At 40.0% G+C, this 19,656-nt stretch carries 19 protein-coding genes; 12 read left to right on the top strand and 7 right to left on the bottom strand.

Annotation, left to right across the window (positions count from 1 at the left end):
• Positions 1 to 2: 2 nt before the first annotated feature.
• Positions 3 to 779: an alpha/beta fold hydrolase gene (locus HDF25_RS16330; RefSeq protein WP_184626637.1), complete on the bottom strand. Its 777-nt coding sequence runs from the start codon at positions 777 to 779 to the stop codon at positions 3 to 5.
• Positions 780 to 1,111: 332 nt separating this feature from the next.
• Between HDF25_RS16330 and HDF25_RS16325 the strand changes: the two genes are divergently transcribed.
• The 4 genes from HDF25_RS16325 to HDF25_RS16310 all read left to right on the top strand — a co-directional run bounded on the left by HDF25_RS16325 (position 1,112) and on the right by HDF25_RS16310 (position 4,616).
• The gene (locus HDF25_RS16325) at positions 1,112 to 1,456 is read left to right on the top strand and encodes a helix-turn-helix domain-containing protein (protein WP_184626634.1); all 345 of its coding nucleotides are present in this window, start codon (positions 1,112 to 1,114) and stop codon (positions 1,454 to 1,456) included.
• 340 nt (positions 1,457 to 1,796) lie between these two features.
• A complete protein-coding gene (locus HDF25_RS16320; RefSeq protein WP_184626632.1) occupies positions 1,797 to 3,314 on the top strand; it encodes a hypothetical protein in 1,518 nt (505 codons plus the stop codon).
• A 102-nt stretch (positions 3,315 to 3,416) separates the two neighbouring features.
• Positions 3,417 to 3,836 (top strand): hypothetical protein, encoded by a 420-nt coding sequence (locus HDF25_RS16315; protein ID WP_184626630.1) that lies wholly within the window; start codon positions 3,417 to 3,419, stop codon positions 3,834 to 3,836.
• 159 nt (positions 3,837 to 3,995) lie between these two features.
• Positions 3,996 to 4,616 (top strand): hypothetical protein, encoded by a 621-nt coding sequence (locus HDF25_RS16310; RefSeq protein WP_184626628.1) that lies wholly within the window; start codon positions 3,996 to 3,998, stop codon positions 4,614 to 4,616.
• On the opposite strand, the gene HDF25_RS16305 is transcribed toward HDF25_RS16310, so the two are convergent.
• Positions 4,613 to 6,199: a Na+/H+ antiporter gene (locus HDF25_RS16305; RefSeq protein WP_184626626.1), complete on the bottom strand. Its 1,587-nt coding sequence runs from the start codon at positions 6,197 to 6,199 to the stop codon at positions 4,613 to 4,615. The genes HDF25_RS16310 and HDF25_RS16305 overlap by 4 nt on opposite strands.
• Before the next feature lie 205 nt (positions 6,200 to 6,404).
• Between HDF25_RS16305 and chrA the strand changes: the two genes are divergently transcribed.
• Complete coding sequence (chrA, locus tag HDF25_RS16300) at positions 6,405 to 7,733, top strand: chromate efflux transporter (protein WP_184626624.1); 1,329 nt, start codon at positions 6,405 to 6,407, stop codon at positions 7,731 to 7,733.
• On the opposite strand, the gene HDF25_RS16295 is transcribed toward chrA, so the two are convergent.
• Entirely contained in the window at positions 7,726 to 8,646 is a 921-nt protein-coding gene (locus HDF25_RS16295) for a helix-turn-helix domain-containing protein (RefSeq protein ID WP_184626622.1), read from the bottom strand. The genes chrA and HDF25_RS16295 overlap by 8 nt on opposite strands.
• Before the next feature lie 146 nt (positions 8,647 to 8,792).
• A complete protein-coding gene (locus HDF25_RS16290) occupies positions 8,793 to 9,635 on the bottom strand; it encodes an SDR family NAD(P)-dependent oxidoreductase (protein WP_221450928.1) in 843 nt (280 codons plus the stop codon).
• 220 nt (positions 9,636 to 9,855) lie between these two features.
• Here HDF25_RS16290 and HDF25_RS16285 point away from each other — a divergent pair, with 220 nt between their 5' ends.
• The 6 genes from HDF25_RS16285 to HDF25_RS16260 all read left to right on the top strand — a co-directional run bounded on the left by HDF25_RS16285 (position 9,856) and on the right by HDF25_RS16260 (position 14,352).
• A complete protein-coding gene (locus HDF25_RS16285; RefSeq protein ID WP_184626620.1) occupies positions 9,856 to 10,746 on the top strand; it encodes an SDR family oxidoreductase in 891 nt (296 codons plus the stop codon).
• 5 nt (positions 10,747 to 10,751) lie between these two features.
• The gene (locus HDF25_RS16280) at positions 10,752 to 11,681 is read left to right on the top strand and encodes an NAD(P)H-binding protein (RefSeq protein WP_184626618.1); all 930 of its coding nucleotides are present in this window, start codon (positions 10,752 to 10,754) and stop codon (positions 11,679 to 11,681) included.
• A 10-nt stretch (positions 11,682 to 11,691) separates the two neighbouring features.
• Complete coding sequence (locus tag HDF25_RS16275) at positions 11,692 to 12,615, top strand: helix-turn-helix domain-containing protein (RefSeq protein WP_184626616.1); 924 nt, start codon at positions 11,692 to 11,694, stop codon at positions 12,613 to 12,615.
• 78 nt (positions 12,616 to 12,693) lie between these two features.
• A complete protein-coding gene (locus HDF25_RS16270) occupies positions 12,694 to 13,257 on the top strand; it encodes a histidine phosphatase family protein (protein ID WP_184626614.1) in 564 nt (187 codons plus the stop codon).
• A gap of 77 nt (positions 13,258 to 13,334) precedes the next feature.
• The gene (locus tag HDF25_RS16265) at positions 13,335 to 14,003 is read left to right on the top strand and encodes a competence protein (protein ID WP_184626612.1); all 669 of its coding nucleotides are present in this window, start codon (positions 13,335 to 13,337) and stop codon (positions 14,001 to 14,003) included.
• Complete coding sequence (locus tag HDF25_RS16260) at positions 13,993 to 14,352, top strand: DUF6122 family protein (RefSeq protein ID WP_221450927.1); 360 nt, start codon at positions 13,993 to 13,995, stop codon at positions 14,350 to 14,352. Before HDF25_RS16265 ends, HDF25_RS16260 begins: the two co-directional genes overlap by 11 nt.
• Before the next feature lie 18 nt (positions 14,353 to 14,370).
• Here the strand turns inward: HDF25_RS16260 and HDF25_RS16255 are convergent, their stop codons facing one another.
• The 3 genes from HDF25_RS16255 to HDF25_RS16245 form a co-directional block, all read right to left on the bottom strand.
• On the bottom strand, positions 14,371 to 14,700 hold the full coding sequence (locus tag HDF25_RS16255; RefSeq protein WP_184626596.1) for a helix-turn-helix domain-containing protein: 330 nt from the start codon (positions 14,698 to 14,700) through the stop codon (positions 14,371 to 14,373).
• Between the two features lie 136 nt (positions 14,701 to 14,836).
• Entirely contained in the window at positions 14,837 to 16,396 is a 1,560-nt protein-coding gene (locus tag HDF25_RS16250; protein WP_184626594.1) for a DHA2 family efflux MFS transporter permease subunit, read from the bottom strand.
• A 424-nt stretch (positions 16,397 to 16,820) separates the two neighbouring features.
• Positions 16,821 to 17,228 (bottom strand): Dabb family protein, encoded by a 408-nt coding sequence (locus HDF25_RS16245; protein WP_184626592.1) that lies wholly within the window; start codon positions 17,226 to 17,228, stop codon positions 16,821 to 16,823.
• A 110-nt stretch (positions 17,229 to 17,338) separates the two neighbouring features.
• Here HDF25_RS16245 and HDF25_RS16240 point away from each other — a divergent pair, with 110 nt between their 5' ends.
• The gene (locus HDF25_RS16240) at positions 17,339 to 19,645 is read left to right on the top strand and encodes a hypothetical protein (protein WP_221450926.1); all 2,307 of its coding nucleotides are present in this window, start codon (positions 17,339 to 17,341) and stop codon (positions 19,643 to 19,645) included.
• Positions 19,646 to 19,656 lie beyond the last annotated feature (11 nt).

Raw genomic sequence — 19,656 nt, 5'->3', positions numbered from 1 at the left:
CTCTAATCAAACAGGAACCTGCGGATCAATTCAACCAATTCTTTTGGTTTTTCAAGGAATGCTGCATGACCACTTTCGACAGCTACATATTCGCTTTCGCTAATTAAATCATGAAGCATATGTGTTTGATATTCAGGAATAAGATTGTCATAACTTCCCCTGATGATTAAGGTTGGTGCGGTAATCTTTTTTACCTGACCCCGAATATCAATTCGCAGGCCAAGTTCAATCCGCCTCTTCGTTTCTGCAGGAGCTTTCTGCTTTAGAAATAGTGAAATGTTTTCCTCTCCAAGAGCAGTGAGAAATGATGGATTTACAGCCAGAGACATAACGTAACGGTTACTAAGTTCTGAGTCCATACCTTCTAGTTTCGCCCAGGTATTAAATACCATTTGGTGACGGGCATCACCACTGTATGCCCATCCGGCAATCAATACCAGACGGCGAACAAGTTCTGGGTATCGGGCTGCGGTAGCTGCGGCAACTACGGCCCCTAAAGAGTCTCCGAGTAAATCAACAGGGCCATTTGACGCATGTCGTATGGTACCAGCAATCTGTTCGACCAAAATATCAAGGGCCAGATCTCCATTTGGAATTGTAGAATTTCCACAGCCGGCATAATTGGGGCTGATCACTTGTCGCTGATCGGAAAAATACTCAGTAACATGACCAAAATTTGCTTGTGAGTCAATACTGGTTCCATGGACCAGTACAAGGCCGGGCCCTTTTCCTAATGTCGTATAATTTACTGTTGTACCTGAAATAGAAATTGTAGTCATAAACAATATTCCTTTTAAAATAATTCTTGTCGTTAACTCAAAGATATAAAGTACGAATCAATAAATCAGTAGGTTTTAAATCTATCGTTTCCCCATTGTTAAATTCTATAGGGCGATCGGGCTAAAATTGTTTTACCTGTACATCTTGGTGTTATTTGTCTTGTTTTCAGTTATTTATTGTCGTTTGTGTATAAGTGAGTATTGTTTTTTTGACGTGTTTATATTTTTAATACGAGTTTTGAGTGAAGCTTATGGGACCTGTTTGATTAAATCCGTATGAGCCCTTCAACTCAATAAGTAGAAATAGAAACTATAAATATAATTTATTAAAAATGACTCAGACCATAGGAATGAAGCTAAGGATGCTTCGCAAAAAATATAGTATCAATCAGGAAATTATGGCAAGTAAATTAGGGATCTCTGTTACTGTATACTCCAGAATGGAACGAGGGGTAACGGATATATCTTTTAAAAAAATGCAACGAGTAGCCAATATATATAATATTTCAATGATTGATCTATTAAACTTTGGAGAACAAGCAGAGAGAAATAACCCGTATTCAGAATGGGAAAAACAGTTGGCTGAGTTGAATGATGAATATAACAAACAACAAAAAAAAATGATTCAATTGTATGAGATTATTAGAGAACAGAAGTCAGGTACGGATAGGTTTTAATATAAATATATCTTATCAGTTCTGCATTATTTCTCTTTTTTATCCGGATAAACAATAATCACTAGAAAACATTCTTTCAAACTGTACCAGCTGGTTAAAAGTTTATCGAACACTTTTGCACAAAATCAAATAACTTTCGTGCATTTTTTGCTGAAAAACGAATTTTTTAATGAGGGTGATTGTAGTTTGATTTGGGCCAATGGTGGGGGAGTGTTTTTTTAAGTAATAAATTAAACTAGTTTGTAATTAAACTTCTGATTTTTGAGTGAAATTATTTAGCTGTAAATGTTGCGTCTGATTGCATTGAAATCTATAATTATGTTTAAACTTGACAGAGAGTTTGTTAACAAAAATTATTTCATTTATGCTCCAGGGGAATCCTTTTTTTTTAAGATTATTATTTGGCTTATTAGTCTTGGCAGGCGTTCCTGGTTATGCTCAGTATAATATAAAACAAATTGATAGTATTCTTGAGGTAGTTAATGAAACAAATGACCTTAAGTTGGATACTAAACAGGTAATTATGGTTTATAATGCCTCAAAAGCGATAAATTATGAGAAAGGGATAGCAGAGAGCCTTGTCCTGTATTCAAAAAGTAGCTATAAGTCTGGAAGATATGATACTGCTTTCAAATATATTACGCAGGCAGAAAGTACCTCGGAAAAAATAAATGATCCGGTTTTGACTTTCAAAATCAGGGCATTTAAAGGTTTGTGCTATAGCAGACTGGGATTTTATAAAGAGGCAGATCAAACTTTAAATAGTGCTGTTTTTATAGCGAAAACGATAGCTGACAAAGATGAGATGCACTATTTCTTAACGGCAGTTTATACAGATTTAGCAGTGAATTACGGTCGTTTGGGTAATAGTAAGGCAGAAAGGGTTTGGGGCAACAAAGCCTATAATGAATCTCAGAAATTAGAAAAAAGCGATAAATATTTATCAGTTTTTGCGATAGCAATATCTAATCGGGGAAGTTGGTTTGCAAAACACAAACAAAACGATTCTGCTGAGTTCTATCTGAATAAGGCCCTTCTTTTGAGTAAAAAAATCAGTGATAAATATCAATATAAGAAGTACTACGCGCAGTGGGTTATAAATCTTCATGCCGCGAATTTTTATGATGTAGAGAAGAAATTTTCCCAGGCTGAGTCTTCTTATAAAGAAGCTGTCAGTGCGGCAAGTCAAATAAAATATGCACTTGGTTTAAAGAAAGCCTATTCGGGACTGGCAAAAGTTTATAAGAATTTAAATCAGACTGAAAAGGAGTTGATATATGTTAAAAAAAGTAACAGACTAGGTGATAGTCTCGCCTCCGTTGATAAAGCCGCTATCAAAACCCCGCTTGATTATATTGTCAGAGGAAAGGACCAACAATTAATAACGAATAGAAGTAACTATCGTCAGATTATATTCATCGCATTTCTTTTATTATCAGTTGTAACAGGTGCAGTTTTTTTTTACCGTTATAAATTTAAACGAGAAATAAAACTCAGTGCGGAAAAGATGAACGAACTGATTAGGAAAATAGAGTTGAATGAAAATAAACGTTCTCCTGCAAGGATCGAAGAGTTGAAGGGAATTGTACAATTGGCTATTAATAACAATCCTGCTTTTTTAATGAAGTTTAATGAATTTGATTTAGAATTTACTCCCAAACTATTAGATATAAACCCAAGTCTAATTGCTGTTGAAATTGAATTTTGTGCGTTACTCCGCTTAAATTTTGAAACCAAAGAGATTGCGCGATATACCAATGTTTCTGTCCGTGCAGTAGAAGGAAAAAAATATAGGATACGTAAAAAACTGAATATTCCTACTGATCAGGATATCAATATCTGGATGACCCACCTTTAATTTTCACCACTGTTAATCTGCTGGATTTCTCTCAGTCCGCAAATAATTTACTGTGATGCCCGTATCGGGGTATATTATTCAGATAATCGTTTTTATGCTGGTTTGTCTGATGATAACCTGATTCCTCAGCCAAAGCCACATTATTATTTAACTGCGGGGGGGCTGTTGCCTTTGTCGCAGACGATAATGCTATTATTTATTTTGTGCCGGCCAGGTTTGGCGCAGTATGTAATCAAAGAGGCAGATGCCAGATACGAATTGCTGGATTACAGAAAGGCGATAGACCTGTACGAACAGGCTTATAAAAAGAAGGCTTCATTACACGCTGTAGAGCGGCTGGCAGAATGCAACACGCGAATTGAAGATTATAAACAAGCGGAGAGTTGGTACGCGATAGCGGTAATTATGCCGGATGCAGCTATATCGGATCATTTGAATTACGCTAAAGCTCTCCAAAATAATGCAAAATATAGTGAAGCCAAAGCTGAATATCTGAAATATGCCTATAGTCAGGAGGTGTAAACTATTTGAGTATAAGATACTCTCGGTAGTACTTAATTTCTACACCGTTGAACACAATGTTAATCTTACTCAAAGTATACTATTCCAAATTTGAATAGTTCAGTCAATAGTTCTTTTTAGTGAAAGAATAAATGAGGAACTTGCAAAAAAATATGACCTATGTACCTCAAAAAAATGCACATTCTATTAACTTCAATTATTGTCTTCTCGTTAAGTTGTAAATCTGATAAGAAGACGGTTCAGGATACTAAACGTAGGTCAGTCCGGGACACAACAGTTATTAAAGATCATGTGAAATCTACAGATAAACCGATAATCTCCGTTATTGATACTAATGCAGTACTTGCAGTCTTTAAAAGAACTGCAAAAACTGAACGATTTATTAAAGAACTAGGTGTAAAAGGTAACGGTGGACCTGATGCTTCAGTTTTTGACTCAGAACGGCCAATTCTTATTGGTGATTTAAATGGTGATCATCTTGAGGATGCTCTTATGCCTTTTTCTATTGAAGGACGTGGCGGGGGAAATAATTGGGATGCTCATTATGCTGTATTTATAAACAAAGGTGGTAAGCTTGAATATCAGTATTCCTTTTCCAGAGGAGGTGATCTTGGGGAAACACAAGTTGATTTTATAAACATAAAAGACGGTATAATACATGGTATGGAAGTGCCGGGAATTCACTCTTCAGAAGTGGACAGTACTTCAGTAAATTATATCTACAGAAAAACAGATCTCTCTGTTCTCCTGGCTGCTTCAGATAAGAAAAATAAGGATTAAATCATCTTCAGTCTTTCTTCTTCAAGATCAATTTGGTACAATTGCTGACGAATGACTTCTTCGTTAATGGAAGGGTCTTTGTTGAGTTCTGAAAGATATTGGCGCTGGCTTTCGAGCATTTCGACAAAAATTATTTTCGTTTTTTCATTCATCCAGCTATCATCAGTAGCCTTGGATTTTTCCTCCATATGTTTTAGCAACTTTTCCATGCCTGCGTGTCCATTCAATTCGTTGTCATACTTGTTTTTAAGAAAGTGATAGACGTGTTGCTTAAGGCCCTGCTTCATTCTTTGTCTGACTGATTCCTCGGCTTCGAGGGTGAATATTTCACCAAAGCCCCTGGTACGTTTTATAAAATAGGGAAGGGTAAGACCTTGAACCAGGAGCGTCAGTAAGATGACAACAAAGGTGATGAACAATATCAGATCTCTGTTCGGGAAGGCAGTTCCGTTATCAAGTGTTATTGGTATGGCTAATGCGGCAGCCAGTGATACGACACCACGCATCCCTGTCCAGCCTAGTAGTAATGGCATTGTCATTCGCATTCTCGTCGAAGCTCCTGCTGCTGGTGCTACACTCGGCCGGAAGATAAGCGTGGCTATCATCGCAACATAGGAACTGATGATACGTGCAGCAATCAGAACCCCGGTAACCAATAGACCATAACCAATTGCGGTACTTAGAGGAATACCTTTTGAGCGTAACCCATCTGTGATTTCCGGAAGTTCCAGGCCAATGATCAGGAAAACGATACCGTTCAGAACGAATATAAGACTTTGCCATACGCTAAATGCCTGGAGACGGCTGGTACTGCTTAAAAAGATCAGCCTTCTGGCTGACATGAATAATCCGCCACTTACCACTGCCAGTACACCAGAACTATGCAGTTGTTCGGCTATCCAATACATAAAATAAGGCTCAATAATGGTAAGCGTTATATCCGAGGGGGCATCTGTTGGGAGGCGTCTATGTGCCTGGACAAATAGCCAGCCTAAAAATAAGCCGATACCTACGCCGCCTATTACCATCCATAAAAAGCTGAGCGTTGCCTGCTGCCAGATAAACTGACCTGTGCCAACTGCCACTAATGCAAACCGGAAGATGATCAGTGAGGATGCATCGTTCAATAAGCTTTCACCTTCTAAGATAGCCGAAGTAGACTTTGGGATTTTTACAAATTTAGTAATAGCCCCAGTGCTTACTGCATCGGGTGGAGATACAATACCACCCAGCAGAAATCCCAGGGCAATCGTAAATCCGGGAATGAGATAATTAGTGACGATGGCCACAGATAATGCCGTAAAAAAAACCACTAAAAAAGCGAAACTACCAATTATACGCCACCATTTTCGCATCTCCTTAAAAGAGATAGACCAGGCAGCATCAGCCAGCAAGGGCGGGAGAAAGATAAAGAAGATCAGATCCGGATCAATTTTCACCTTGGGCAAGCCAGGTATAAAGCTGATCAGCAGCCCACCGATAACCAATAGAATTGGGTAAGCAATTTTGAGTTTGGCAGCCCACATATTTAGTAGCACGATGATGGCCACCATGGCAAGTAGAAAAGGTAAAATGATATGCATTATAGGTATTGTATTTTTCTAAGTCAATTTATGAAAAAAAAGGATATGATCAGGTCAATTAACTTGTTTTTTGAGCCTGTTTTGCGTATTTTCGTATAGGCAATAAGGAAACAAAAATCCCCTTCTATTCAGAAAACATAAGAATGCCAGATTGAACAATGGCCTGCTTATGTTATGCCTGAAAACCATATGGGTTAGCTGAAATATGATGAGGAACAATAATCACTTTGAAGGTAAGCCTTCATTTAAGGATGCGTTACAATTTTGGTTTAAATTAGGTTGGATAAGTTTTGGTGGGACGGCAGGTCATATCAACATTATGCACGATGAATTAGTAGAACAAAAAAAATGGATCAGTAACAGCAGGTTCTTTCACGCATTAAGTCTGTGTATGCTTTTACCAGGTCCGGAGGCACAACAAATGGCCGTTTATATAGGATGGCAATTACATGGAAAAAAGGGGGGATTGGTTGCAGGAATTCTATTTGTCTTACCTTCCATGTGCATTTTACTTTTATTGAGCATTTTGTATGTCTATTTTGGTAATCAGCCATGGATGTTTGCTATGTTCAATGGTTTCAAGCCCGCAGTGATCTCCATTATCATAGTCGCTTTGTTAGGCATAGGCAAAAAGGCACTCCATACCAGGCTACATATTTTAATAGCTGCTTTAGCCTTCGTTTGTATTTTCCTTTTTAATATTTCGATGTTTGCCATTATTATAGGAGCCATTTTGTTTGGGATTGTAATCCAGCGATTCTCGTCTGTATCCAATATCCAGCCTGTCGGAGATGAATCTACTTTGATGGGGGAGAATGCTTATTACTTCAATAAAGGATCTGAGGCACGTGGGGCTTTAACGACGACGAGGCGATCCTTACTTCAGGTAGGTGTCTTTTTAATGATCTGGATGCTACCTTTACTGGCATTATATTTTTTTAGTAAGGATTTTACATTCTGGAAGAGCCTTACTTTATTTTTCACTCAAACCGCATTATTTACAATTGGTGGTTCTTATACGGTATTGCCATATGTCGCCCAATTCGCTGTATCCAAATTAAACTGGTTAAGTAAGATGCAGATGATTGATGGTTTTGCTCTTGCTGAAACAACACCAGGACCTTTGATCATTGTCGTGAGTTACGTTGGTTTTATAGCTGCGTTCAATCATTTTTCCGGTTCCATATTGATGGGGACTATTGGTCTTTTGATTACCACATTCAACACCTTTTTACCTTCGTTTCTATTCATTTTTGTAGGAGGGCCTATTATCGAAAAAACGCATGGCAATAATACAATTGGCAAGGTCCTGAGTTTTGTAACAGCTGCTGTCGTGGGTGTTATCTTAAATCTGACCTTGTTCCTGGGTAAGGATGTCATTTTTCCGGAAGGACTTTCCTTAAAACATATTGATTTCTATTCATTGGGTTGGATTGTTTTAACCTTAGTACTAATGAAGAAATTTAAAATTAACGTGCTGTATATCATCGCGATGAGCTTGCTTTTTGGCCTTGCCCGTGGTTATATCAGGTAAAAGACCGCCTGAATTCAAGTGGAGAAAGTTTAGTCTTGGTTTTAAAGAGTTTACTGAAGGATTGAGGATGCTCGAAACCCAGTGCGTAGGCTACTTCACTCACAGATAACATAGTGGTAGAGAGTTTTTCCTTTGCGTTTTCAATCAGTTTATCATGGATGTGCTGCTGTGCATTCTGACCTGTGAGTGCGCGCAGCATATCACTTAAATAACTGGGGGATAAGTGTAGGTTTTCGGCAAGATATTGAACAGTTGGGATTCCCTTACTTAACGAATGTTCGTTACTGAAGTAATCACTCAGCAGGTCTTCCAGTCTTTGCAGAAGATCGTGACTAACGACTTTTCGGGTAATGAACTGACGCTTATAAAAGCGGTTCGCATAATTTAGCAATAGCTCAATCTGGGATATGATCACATCCTGACTAAAGTCATCTATCCGGCTGTTCAGTTCCTCTTCCATGATCCTGAAAATAGAAATGATGATAGCTTTCTCATTTTCGGAAAGATGAAGTGTTTCATTAGCTTCATAAGAAAAGAAACCATAATGACCGATTTTTTTAGCTATCGGGTAACCTAAAAAGAAATCCGGATGAATCAGTAAGGTATATTCAGAACAGACAGTTCCCTCACTTTCTGCGCCACCCATGACTTGGCCCGGGGCAGCGAACAGCAGGCCGCCTTCGTCGAAATCATAATAGCCCTGACCATATTTTAATTTACCGCCAAGTTTTGGCTTGTAAGAAATTTTATAAAACCCAAGTACATGATGCTGAGTCGGCAGGTGTATCTCCGACCAGGAAGGCGCCGCGTTGATCATACTGATCAATGGGTGCTTTGGATGAGGCAAACCAAAGGCCCGGTGAGCATCGGAAAGTGTCTCAAATTTATGCAGGCTTTTCTCGTCTTTTTTCATCAGAGTATATATTGTTTTTTAACGGTGATGAAGCTATCATAAGCATATTCATTGCTGTTTGTAAGCGGTATGCTTATGATGGGTTCATCTTATAACAAATATAATCATAACCGACAATCATTTCGATTACCGGTTATGGAGGGTTCTTATTTAGTCAGACTTTGGGCTGAACTGGAGATCGTGTCCCATTTTTCCCAAAGTGCCAGGCGTTCTTCATAGGCAGCACGCACCCATGGCAGATTTTGACTACCCAAATGGAAGCGTAAAGGCGGGTTTTCCGTGTCTACAATCTGAAACAGCGCCTGTGGAGTGGCATTCGGATCACCTCTTTCCAGATCTTTTAAACTCCCGAAAAACTGTGTTTTAAAATCTGAATATATATCCATACCTGCAGCGAACTTTAAAGAGTCCTGGCTACCGAATTCCGTAGCGTAAGCACCCGGTTCGATAATGGTCACTTTAATACCAAAGTCTTTAACTTCCATGGCTAGACTCTCGTGAATAGCTTCAAATGCCCATTTTGATGAGCTATAGTAGCCAATTACCGGTAGTGTCACATGGCCAAGGTTGCTGGAGGTACCCAGGATATGTCCGCTACCTTGTTCCCGAAGCAGAGGTAAGGCAGCCTGGATCACAGCAAGTGCCCCAAAAATGTTGGTTTCATACATTGCCTTAACATCTTCCGCACTCGCTTCCTCAATAGTGCCTACCAGCGAATAACCGGCGTTGTTCAGCACAATGTCTAACCTTCCAAAATGGGCATACGCTTCGGATATGGCTGTTTTTGCCTGACCAGGTCTGGTCACATCTAATTCAAGCGTCAATACATTTTTGCCATATTTTTCTTTTAATCCGGCTAAGCTATCAACGTTACGTGCTGTTGCTGCGACTCTATCGCCGCGTTCAAGGGCGGCCTCTGCCCAAACACGTCCAAAACCACGCGAAGCACCGGTAATGAACCAAACTTTACTATTCATTTTATTTTCCATGTTCTTTCAATTATTGATGAAACAAAGATCAGGAGGTCTGGCTTGCTGTATGTAGTCTAATTGAGGATTTTTGTAGCCTGATTGCGGATCTTGTCCCTGGAAATGAAATGATTACAGTTAAATACTACAGCTTTCCGGTTTCGGCTAAATCAAACGCAGATTTGGATAAATTTCTTGAAGCACTACGGTGTTTCTTTGTATTAATAAAAGAAAATCAATTATGCGTGTATTTGTAACAGGAGCCACGGGCTTCATCGGAACTGCCATCGTGCAGGAGTTAATTAGTGCCGGACACCAGGTATTAGGGCTTGCCCGTTCGGATGCATCAGCCCAAAAACTGATCGAAGCGGGTGCTGAAGTTCACCGTGGTGATCTCGAAGATCTTGAAAGCCTGCGGAGTGGCGCGGCTCAATCAGACGGAGTGATTCATGCTGGGTTTATCCATGATTTTACCCGGTTCAAGGAAGTATGCGAGGTAGATAAGCTTGCTATCGAAACTATCGGTAAAGTACTTGCCGGTTCCGACCGTCCCTTGATTGTTACCTCTGGTACTGCACTGGTCAGCCCTGGAAAATTAGCTACAGAAGACATTATCCCAACTTTTAACCCAGCCTGGCCCAGGGCATCTGAACAAACTGCGGATGCAGTTGCGGCGTTAGGTGTACGTACAGCAGCTATCCGGTTGTCGCCCTCGGTGCATGGCGATGAAGATAAGCATGGGTTTATACCTATACTCGTCAATGTCGCCCGTGAAAAGGGTGTTTCTGCTTACATAGGAGAGGGGCTCAATCAATGGAACGCTGTACATAGAATGGATGCCGCCCATTTGTTCCGGTTAGCTTTAGAGAATGTGGCATTGGGTACTCGTTTTCATGCTTCTGCTGAAGAAGCAATTACAGTCAAAACGATAGCTGAAGCTATAGGCAAACAACTGAATATCCCCGTAGTGTCCATATCGCCCGAAGCAGCACCAGAACATTTTGGCTGGTTTGCACAGATGGCTGCAATTGATTGCCCTGCATCGAGTAAACTAACTCAGGAACGGTTGAACTGGCACCCAAAACATCCAAAATTGCTTGCCGATATCGGGAACGGCATTTATACTAAATAAAAGCTATGAAAATTATCGTAACCGGTTCCTTAGGGAACATCAGCAAACCACTGACAGAACTATTAGTTACACAGGGACACTCAGTGACTGTGATCAGCAGTAACTCCAAGAAACAGGCAGCTATCAAAAAATTAGGTGCGACCCCTGCCATTGGCTCCATTTCAGACGTCGCTTTCCTAACGAACACTTTTAGAAGTGCGGATGCCGTCTATGCGATGATTCCTCTGAGTTTTACAGAGCCTGAATTGGGTGATTATTTACGAAGGATGGCTCAAAATTACGCAGATGCTCTAATAGAAGCTGGTACTAAACGAATAGTGCTCATGAGCGGTTGGGCGGCAGATCTGGTGCGCGGCGAAAATGTTGAAGATGTTTTTGAAGGTCTGGATGCCTCCATAACGATTATGCGTCCAGCCTCATTTTACACCAATTTCTACCAGTCGATGGACTTAATTAAAGGCAAAGGGTTCATTGGTAAATTCCTGACGCTCCGCCATTCCGGTTTATGGGCTCTGCTGACTGGAAAGACCGGTCTGCTCATGGGGAATTATGGCGGAGATGATCGTATCGTTTTTGTTTCGCCGAAAGATATTGCCAGTGCTGTGGCAGAGGAGTTGTTATTACGTCCTGAGAAAACAACCATCCGTTATATAGGCAGCGAAGAAATGACCTGTAACGAAGCGGCTAAGGTCATTGGAACTGCTGTAGGCAAACCCTGGTTAAAATGGGTACTGCTTTCGGACAAGGAAATGTTGCAGGGCCTGAAGATGGCCAAAGTACCGGAAAAACTTGCAGGAACCTTAGTGGAAATGCAAGCAGTAATGCATAGCGGTAAGACCCTGGAAAGCTTTCATAGGAGCCAGCCTAAAATGGGTAAAGTCAAACTGGCCGATTTTGCGAAAGAATTTGCTGAAGCCTATTATAAAAGTAATTAAATTTATGTCGATGAATAGCCATCCTCTTTTTCGTTTCAGCACGATCACTGAATATCACCGTGCCGCGGGCCTGCCCAAACCGGCACACCCGCTGATTAGTCTGGTGCGTATGGATGATATTACTTTGCCGCTGGCCGAAGGATCATTCAGCCTGATCTATGACTTTTATGCTATTTCCTTGAAAAAGGTACAGAATGCGAAATTTAAATACGGCCAGCAGACCTGCGATTTTGATGAAGGTGTTTTGTTTTTTATGGCACCAGGCCAGGTATTTGGCGTTGAAATGGAAAAGGGTGTTAAGCACAACAGGCCCGAAGGCTGGATGATCCTGGTTCATCCTGATTTTTTATGGAATACACCGCTGGCGAAAATCATCAAACAATACGACTTCTTCAACTACTCTGTCTTTGAAGCGCTGTATCTTTCTGATAAGGAAGAAACCATGCTCGAAGGTATCGCAAATAGCATAGAACAAGAATACCATGCTAACATTGACCGTTTCAGCCAAAACGTGATTATCGCACAGTTGGAACTACTATTGATCTATTCTGAAAGATTCTATCAACGCCAGTTCATCACCCGGAAGATCGCCAGCCATGAGTTGCTGACGCGCCTGGAAGATTATCTCTCTGGCTACTTCAGCAGCGGCGCATTAGCCAGGCAGGGTATGCCCAGTGTGACTCATATTGCCGAAATCTTGAATATCTCACCAGGTTATCTCAGTGGGCTTTTGAAATCTTTGACAGGTCAGAATACCCAGCAGCATCTGCATAATAAGCTGATTGAACTGGCTAAAGAAAAGTTGTCAACCACGAGTCTCTCGATCAGTGAGATCGCCTATGAATTAGGGTTTGAACACCTGCAATCGTTCAGTAAACTTTTTAAGACTAAGACCAGTCTTTCGCCAAAGGAGTTTCGGTATTCTTTCAATTAAAATGTCTTTTCTTGTACAATACGACCTTTTAATCAATAAATGAATTGCAGTACCTTAGTGCTTTCAAAAAATGGTTAGATGATGAAAATAACATTTATAAGGCATTCAAAAGTCTTATTTAACTGGGGGAAAACTTATAATGCAGATTCATTTGATCTGGCTTGTCAGGCGTATGATCTTTCTCCGGTTCAGGAAGGAGAAAAAATGGGCATTGGAAGGCAATCTGTTTACATCAGTAACTTGATAAGAACCGGGGCAACTGCTAAAAATCTCCTTCAGGAGGACATCGAAATCATAAAAACAGATCTCCTGAATGAAATTCCTTTAAAAGCCTTTATCAATACAAAAATGCCACTTCCAACAATAATATGGATGGTTTTGGGTAGGTTACAATGGTATTTTAATAATTCAAACCAACTGGAAACAAGAAAAAACTCGATAGAGCGAATAAACAAGTTTTTAGATCATATTTTAGGCAAGGGAGAGGACTGTATTATTATTGGACATGGTTTCTACTTTGCGCAGATGGTTAATCAAATGAAAAGTAGAGCAATTAATGGGGATATGAGGAAAAGAATAAAAAATGAAGAATTAAGAGTGTTTGTCGCAGATAATGTATTTGAAAACAAAGCAATCAACTGATAATTTTTTCAATATCTTGATTCACTAAAAATATTAGCATAGATTTGTGTGCTGCTAAATTTCTGTAGCTTTATTATATGGAGCCTAATTCTTCTATACTCATTGATAACAAGCAGATCCTGAAGGAATCTCCTATTGAAGTGGGGCGGACTTTGAGAAATTATCATGGAGAAACTGAGTGGCACCGCAACTGGAAAGCAGCCTTCCCACCAGGGTTTCGGGAGGTGAGTTTTTCCGATGTAACATTGGGAGAGCTTCATCGCGCAGATGTACATACTCCATGTGGTACTACGCTTGAATTTCAGAATTCTCCTATCTGTCTGGAGGAGTTAAAAAGCAGGGAGGCCTTTTATCCCAAGCTTATCTGGATTCTAAATGGAAAAAAATTTAAAGGCTTCCGCGTTTTGAAAAATCTACCGGATGTGGATGATCCCAGAATTGCCAATTATGATTTCTGCAATACCGACCATTTGTCGATGATCAGAAAGTCTGATTTTCTTCAGGGGAGACCCCGTGTTCTAAATTTTCAGCATCCGGAGCTTAGGAAGCTTCCACTTACCTCTTACTATTATTCGTTTTGTTGGAAACATCCGCACCGGGTATGGTATCAGGCTAAAAATCCAATCATTGTTGATCTTGGAGGCCATTTTATTTATCAGTTGAAGCAGCGCAGACAGCTATCCGAAGATTATCCCTATCTGCATATTATGACTAGAAAATCTTTTATTGAGCAATATGTCTGCTGATTCTATGGAAATATTGCGATCTATTGTTCACTACAGTTTCCATTTTTTAGTACCGGGAGCTATTGCATTTTTATTTTTCAGAAAGCAATGGAAGCGGGCATGGCTCATTATGATCAGTACTATGATTGTAGACGCTGATCATTTATTGGCGACACCAATTTTCGATCCGGGAAGGTGTAGTATTGGTTACCATCCATTGCATTCTTATTACGCAATTGCTTGTTATTTTATATTACTGATCTTCCCTAAAACCAGAATAATTGCAGTTGGATTACTCTTTCATATGTATACCGATTGGCAGGACTGCCATTGGTATGAGATTTTAAGACAAATGAAGTTATTTGTTTAAATCCTAACTAAGTCTGATTTATTTAATCTTAGCCTCGTATAGATCAAGTAACTTTTTGTATAATAACAGAATTTCAGTATCCTTTTCCTCGATCATTTTTTTTAGCGCATTGATTTCTTCTACATAAGTGTTGGGTAGGAATTTCTCTGTTTCAGCTATCAACTCACTTGCAGTAGTCCCTAATTCTTTTGCAATTTCCAAAAGTCGATCCAGGCTTAAAACTGTAACACCGGTTTCTATCTTGGATAGGGCTGGAGCAGACAAGTTTAACCTGGCTGCTAGTTGTGTTTGGCTTATTCCCTTTGTTTGGCGGAGTCTCACAATATTTTTGCAAACTGTTTTAGACATTAATAACGGATATCTGTAGTAATAAAATGTTTTATCTATTCTGGCAAAGTGAATAAATACCTATCGAATATCTTTACATAAAACAGATTTTTTTTTACATAAAATGAAGTTTTTAAAAACTAGAATTCTGGTTTATCTAGTGCGCATCGGGTACAGTTAATTTTCCGGCTTTTTGTTTACTTCGTTTTTTAATCGTCATCATGACCAGTGGGATACAGCAGGCATTTAATAGCGCTAATAGTAGAAATGCATCCATATAGCTGAGTAAAAAACTTTGCCTGACCACTATGTTTTCCAGTGCACCAAGGGATTGCTGTACCGCACGGAGATAAGTGGAGCCATGTGCCATGAAATTTCGGATCAAAACTTCCTGTCGCGTAATAGTTTGTGGGTCTGAAGTCGTAACATGTGTAATTAATGCGGTGCGGTTATTGGCCTCGCGATGTGCGATGTAGGTATTAATTAAAGCAATGCCGAATGAACCGCCCATCTGACGCATCATATTATTGAGGGCAGCCCCCTGTGGAATTTCAGCGGGTTTGAGTTCTGATACTGCAAGTGCGGTTAATGGGACAATCAACAATGCAGCGCCAAGCCCCCTGCAAACTAAAGGTATAAAAAAGTAAGCACTGCCAGTTTCCAGATTTGAGCCCGACATCATATAGCCAAATACCGCCGACATACCGAAACCCAGGATAATCATATATTGCGGACGTACACCACTTTGCAGCATTTTGCCCAAAAATGGCGATATCAAAGCCGCCATCAAAGTGCCCGGAAGGAGCATAGTCCCTGTTTGGAATGCGGAATAGCCGATGATACGCTGTGCATACAGCGGAAAAACAAATACTGCGCTGAACAGTCCGAAGCCTAAAACAAACGTCATAATAGCTGAAATGGATAAGGTAGTGCTTTTCAATACACGCAGGTTGATCACCGGGAAAGGTATTTTAAGTTCCCACCAGACCAGTACAGCTAGTGAAAGAACTGATATGACAGTGAGTACAATGATATAAGTGGCCGAGAACCAGTCGTCTGTTTCTCCGCGTTCCAGCACGATTTGCAATGCACCAATACCCACAGCCAAAAGAAAAATACCAAACCAGTCGATGCTTCGTCCGTCTTCTGATTTTTTGGTAGGTTTAAGATAGATATAAGAAAGTAGCGCGGCCAAAAGTCCGATAGGAATATTTACATAAAAGATCCATTGCCAGGACAGGTTATCTACGATATAACCGCCCATCACCGGACCAATAGAAGGGCCAATAATGATACCCAGACTGAATATACCACTTGCGGTTGCACGCTCTTTTGCCGGAAAGGTTTCAAACAAAATAGATTGCGATGTAGAGAGTAATGCACCGCCGCCAATCCCCTGAAGGAAGCGAAATGCGACGAGTTCCCACAGATTATCTGAGAATCCGCATAGGGCCGATGCAAGTGTAAATAATATTATCGAACCAATATAATATTGCTTCCTGCCAATTTTCTCAGCTAAAAAGCTGGTCATGGGGATAATGATGACATTGGCAATAGCGTAGGATGTAATCACCCAGGCAGTATCTTCTAGTGCGGCCCCTAAATTACCACTCATCGTATTGATGGATACGTTAACGATGGTAGTATCAATTAATTCAATTATGGTTGAAGTGATGATCGTGGCAACGATAATCCATTTTCTGAAACCGGTTTCCATATGTCGTATTTTTTAAACAATGCAAAGAAACCGGATATGCAGGGTTGAAGAAATAGTTCCTTCGATGTAATGATAGTACTATTCGCTGTAGTTTAAAGCAAAAATGATCCTGCTCTTTCCAGAACTACTGGGTAATGTATTTATATTGCACATTACCCAAATAAGGTTGAAAACCGTTGGTGTTTTGTGGCCCATGCAAGCGAATTCCGCTAAAAATTATATCACCGGTGGCATCGGTCGAATCGCGGGCGCTCTTCTATGCCGAAAATGGTCAGCTAAGCATCAACAGATTTATCTTTCGGCAATAAGCCGAATAACTTCACGGCATCTTCAATAACTAACATGTGATTTCCTTTTGTATCTACAAAGGTACATCTGAAATAGCAGGTTCTAGTTCGGATAATATATTTAAGATGATTCTGTTTTAAGCTTGAGCAATATCATAAACGATGACCTTGTCCCACAAATGACTATAGTTCTTAATAAACTCCAGATGAATTGGGTGTGTTTGATAAGTTTCCTGCCCCTCGAGATCACTAAAGAATATCAACTCTGATACACCCCAGCTGTTATCCACAACATCGCGTTTTTCAGTACTGGCAACAACGCCAACATGTATTTCGCGTACCGTTGGTATTGTTGAAAGTGTTTTTACACCTGTAATCAATTGATCACGATCTTCTTTCGAACCAGGATTTTTTAACCAGAAAAATACGTGATGCACTATTGGGTAGTTTTTATTCATAGTTGTTAATGGCATTGCAGTAGCAATTGTTCCTACTGAAAGAACAGCCGCAGTTCCAATAAATTTTCTTCTGTTAGACTTATTCATATTTTATAAATTTATGAAAAATAAATGATTCATATTATGCGGATAATGTTAGCTTTCTTTGTCATCATATGGGGAAGATTTGTGATAATGAAATAAAGTTAATGGAACAGATGAATTCAAAAAAATACAGAAATGTTAAAGTGATTCTAATTCTATTATTATTAGCCTTTAATTTCTCCGCCAGGGCACAATGGGACTTTAGTACAAATTATTTTAAAATTCATATCAGCAATAAGGGATTTATTACCAGTATGAAGAATATTACGGTTACACCCAATAAAGAATTTAGCCCTGTTGAGAAGCCTTCGCCGCTGATGTGTCTTTATGATAGCAAGAAAAAGGTTTATTACGAACCGTATAAAGCATCCTATAACGAAGTGAGTAAATCTATTACACTAACTTATCCCAATGGTTCGCTTGCCGAAATTTCGCTGATCGTTCAAAAAAAATATTTTAGGCTGACATTGCAATCTCTCAGCCCGCGCAATGGGGTTGATGATATTCAATGGGGTGCTTTTCATACCAACATCACCAACCTGTTTGGTGAGATTATTGGGGTGGCCCGCGATACCAGCGAAGCTGTAAATTATGCCATTGGCACGCTTGCCCTTAATGATAATACCCTTGGCGGCACTTCAGAAACAATAGCTGATGCTGCCCCTTTCCAGTATATTATACATTCGCCAGACGCCAGACGTTTCCCTTTACCTGGCAATTTACATGAAGGCCAGGTTTTTTCTCTTGGGGGGGATGGAATCAATGATGTAGCTTTTTATGCTCATAAAGAACCATACTACAGAATATTGTATGGGAATACCGCTATGATTGATCGCAAAGGAAGAATATCAATTTACTATCATTCCAGAGACAGGACCTTTAAAAGAGAGGTATATTACTCGTTAATACCACATATGGCTGTTAATACCCCTAATCATATTGAGGTGCAGCCATTGCCAGGTGTAGATTATATAGGCTCTTCCATTGCGCTTTGGGGAAGTCCGGACAGTACGGCACTGATGGATGTTGTCCATAATATTGTGTTGTCTGAGGGCCTGCCTCACCCAACGATTAATGGCAAATGGGTAAAGGATCCTGTGGCATTTGTGCCCGATGTACTGACCAGCGGAAAATTATATGATAGTATAGTACCTTATACTGTGAGGTTAGGTTTTAAAGCAATCAGTTTATATGACCAGGGTTTCTTAAGGCCAGATCGTGGTAATAAAGGTCATATTGATGGAAAGTGGTTTAAGAAAAGACCTTTGAAGCTAACCTCCGGAAATAAATCGCACAAGAAATTTGCTAAACTGGCTGCAAAACATGGAATTATAATCGGAAGAACTTCGGTATCTAATTCTTTGGCCGCCGGAACCAAAGACGCCAGTCCAACCCCCAGTGACAGTTTGTGTTATCAGCAAAAGCGTTTACTGGCAAATGGGATCACTTCGGCCGATACCATTATTATTGTAGACGATCCGACACATATGGAGGAAATTGGCAGTTGGGAAGGGCATACCAAGAGTCTGAATATGATAAAAATAGGGAAGGAGCTTATTCATTACCTGGGTGTTTCTGATCAGAAACCACACAGACTTTTGAATGTAGAGCGTGGATACTGGAATACTACACCGGCAAGACATAATGCCCGGGATACGGTTTACAAACTTCAGGTAACCATAGGATTTGGATATGAAGGACTTATTCCAAATATGGATCTACAGGATAAAATCGCCGAATACTATGCTGACGTGTGTTATATCAATGGTTTAGGTTATTACGATTTCGATGGGCAGGAATTTTTATTCAATAATGGGCATGGTTACTATTCGGCAAAACGCTTTTTTCGTAAAATGTTTGAAAGAGCTTCGAAGCATGGTATTCCGGATATCCGTTTTACAGGTTCTACTTTGTCGGAAGGATCATGGCATTACCAGAGTATCTGGAATGTTGGTGGGGGAAAAAACTTATATGATGTTGACACCAGGGAGTGGGGCAGCAGTACCAGTCAGGGTAAAGACCTTAGGGATGTAACTTATGCCAACTTTTTTCCGGTTGGAATGGGAAGTAATTTTGCCATTAAAGCCAATTCAACTGTGGAACAATACGAGCATATCCAGGCCATTTCAGTGGGGGTTGGAACCACTTACAGCTTGAAACTAAATCAGAAAGATGTTGAAAGCTGCCCTCAGAAGGAGGCTGTTTTTAAAGTGATCAGAACCTGGGAAGATGCCCGTGCTGCGAATGCATTTCCCCGTTTGATCAAAAAGCAACTGACAGACCCGAAGAAAGACTGGGTTTTGGAAACGATAGATAACAATACCTGGAAATTATATCAGAAGGTCAATGGGGTAAAAACCAATCCGGTAATTTTAAAAAGAGATATAGGCCCTAAATACAATGATAAGGCCCAATACTAAAATAATTATTG

The organism is Pedobacter cryoconitis, assembly GCF_014207135.1.
GTDB lineage: Bacteria > Bacteroidota > Bacteroidia > Sphingobacteriales > Sphingobacteriaceae > Pedobacter > Pedobacter cryoconitis_D.
This window is presented reverse-complemented; position numbering and strand designations above follow the sequence as displayed.

Coding starts and splice junctions, on each gene's coding strand:
- HDF25_RS16330 (WP_184626637.1), bottom strand. CDS start 779: ATGACTACAATTTCTATTTCAGGTACAACAGTAAATTATACGACATTA.
- HDF25_RS16325 (WP_184626634.1), top strand. CDS start 1,112: ATGACTCAGACCATAGGAATGAAGCTAAGGATGCTTCGCAAAAAATAT.
- HDF25_RS16310 (WP_184626628.1), top strand. CDS start 3,996: ATGTACCTCAAAAAAATGCACATTCTATTAACTTCAATTATTGTCTTC.
- HDF25_RS16305 (WP_184626626.1), bottom strand. CDS start 6,199: ATGCATATCATTTTACCTTTTCTACTTGCCATGGTGGCCATCATCGTG.
- chrA (WP_184626624.1), top strand. CDS start 6,405: ATGATGAGGAACAATAATCACTTTGAAGGTAAGCCTTCATTTAAGGAT.
- HDF25_RS16295 (WP_184626622.1), bottom strand. CDS start 8,646: ATGAAAAAAGACGAGAAAAGCCTGCATAAATTTGAGACACTTTCCGAT.
- HDF25_RS16290 (WP_221450928.1), bottom strand. CDS start 9,635: ATGGAAAATAAAATGAATAGTAAAGTTTGGTTCATTACCGGTGCTTCG.
- HDF25_RS16285 (WP_184626620.1), top strand. CDS start 9,856: ATGCGTGTATTTGTAACAGGAGCCACGGGCTTCATCGGAACTGCCATC.
- HDF25_RS16280 (WP_184626618.1), top strand. CDS start 10,752: ATGAAAATTATCGTAACCGGTTCCTTAGGGAACATCAGCAAACCACTG.
- HDF25_RS16275 (WP_184626616.1), top strand. CDS start 11,692: ATGAATAGCCATCCTCTTTTTCGTTTCAGCACGATCACTGAATATCAC.
- HDF25_RS16270 (WP_184626614.1), top strand. CDS start 12,694: ATGATGAAAATAACATTTATAAGGCATTCAAAAGTCTTATTTAACTGG.
- HDF25_RS16265 (WP_184626612.1), top strand. CDS start 13,335: ATGGAGCCTAATTCTTCTATACTCATTGATAACAAGCAGATCCTGAAG.
- HDF25_RS16260 (WP_221450927.1), top strand. CDS start 13,993: ATGTCTGCTGATTCTATGGAAATATTGCGATCTATTGTTCACTACAGT.
- HDF25_RS16255 (WP_184626596.1), bottom strand. CDS start 14,700: ATGTCTAAAACAGTTTGCAAAAATATTGTGAGACTCCGCCAAACAAAG.
- HDF25_RS16250 (WP_184626594.1), bottom strand. CDS start 16,396: ATGGAAACCGGTTTCAGAAAATGGATTATCGTTGCCACGATCATCACT.
- HDF25_RS16245 (WP_184626592.1), bottom strand. CDS start 17,228: ATGAATAAGTCTAACAGAAGAAAATTTATTGGAACTGCGGCTGTTCTT.
- HDF25_RS16240 (WP_221450926.1), top strand. CDS start 17,339: ATGAATTCAAAAAAATACAGAAATGTTAAAGTGATTCTAATTCTATTA.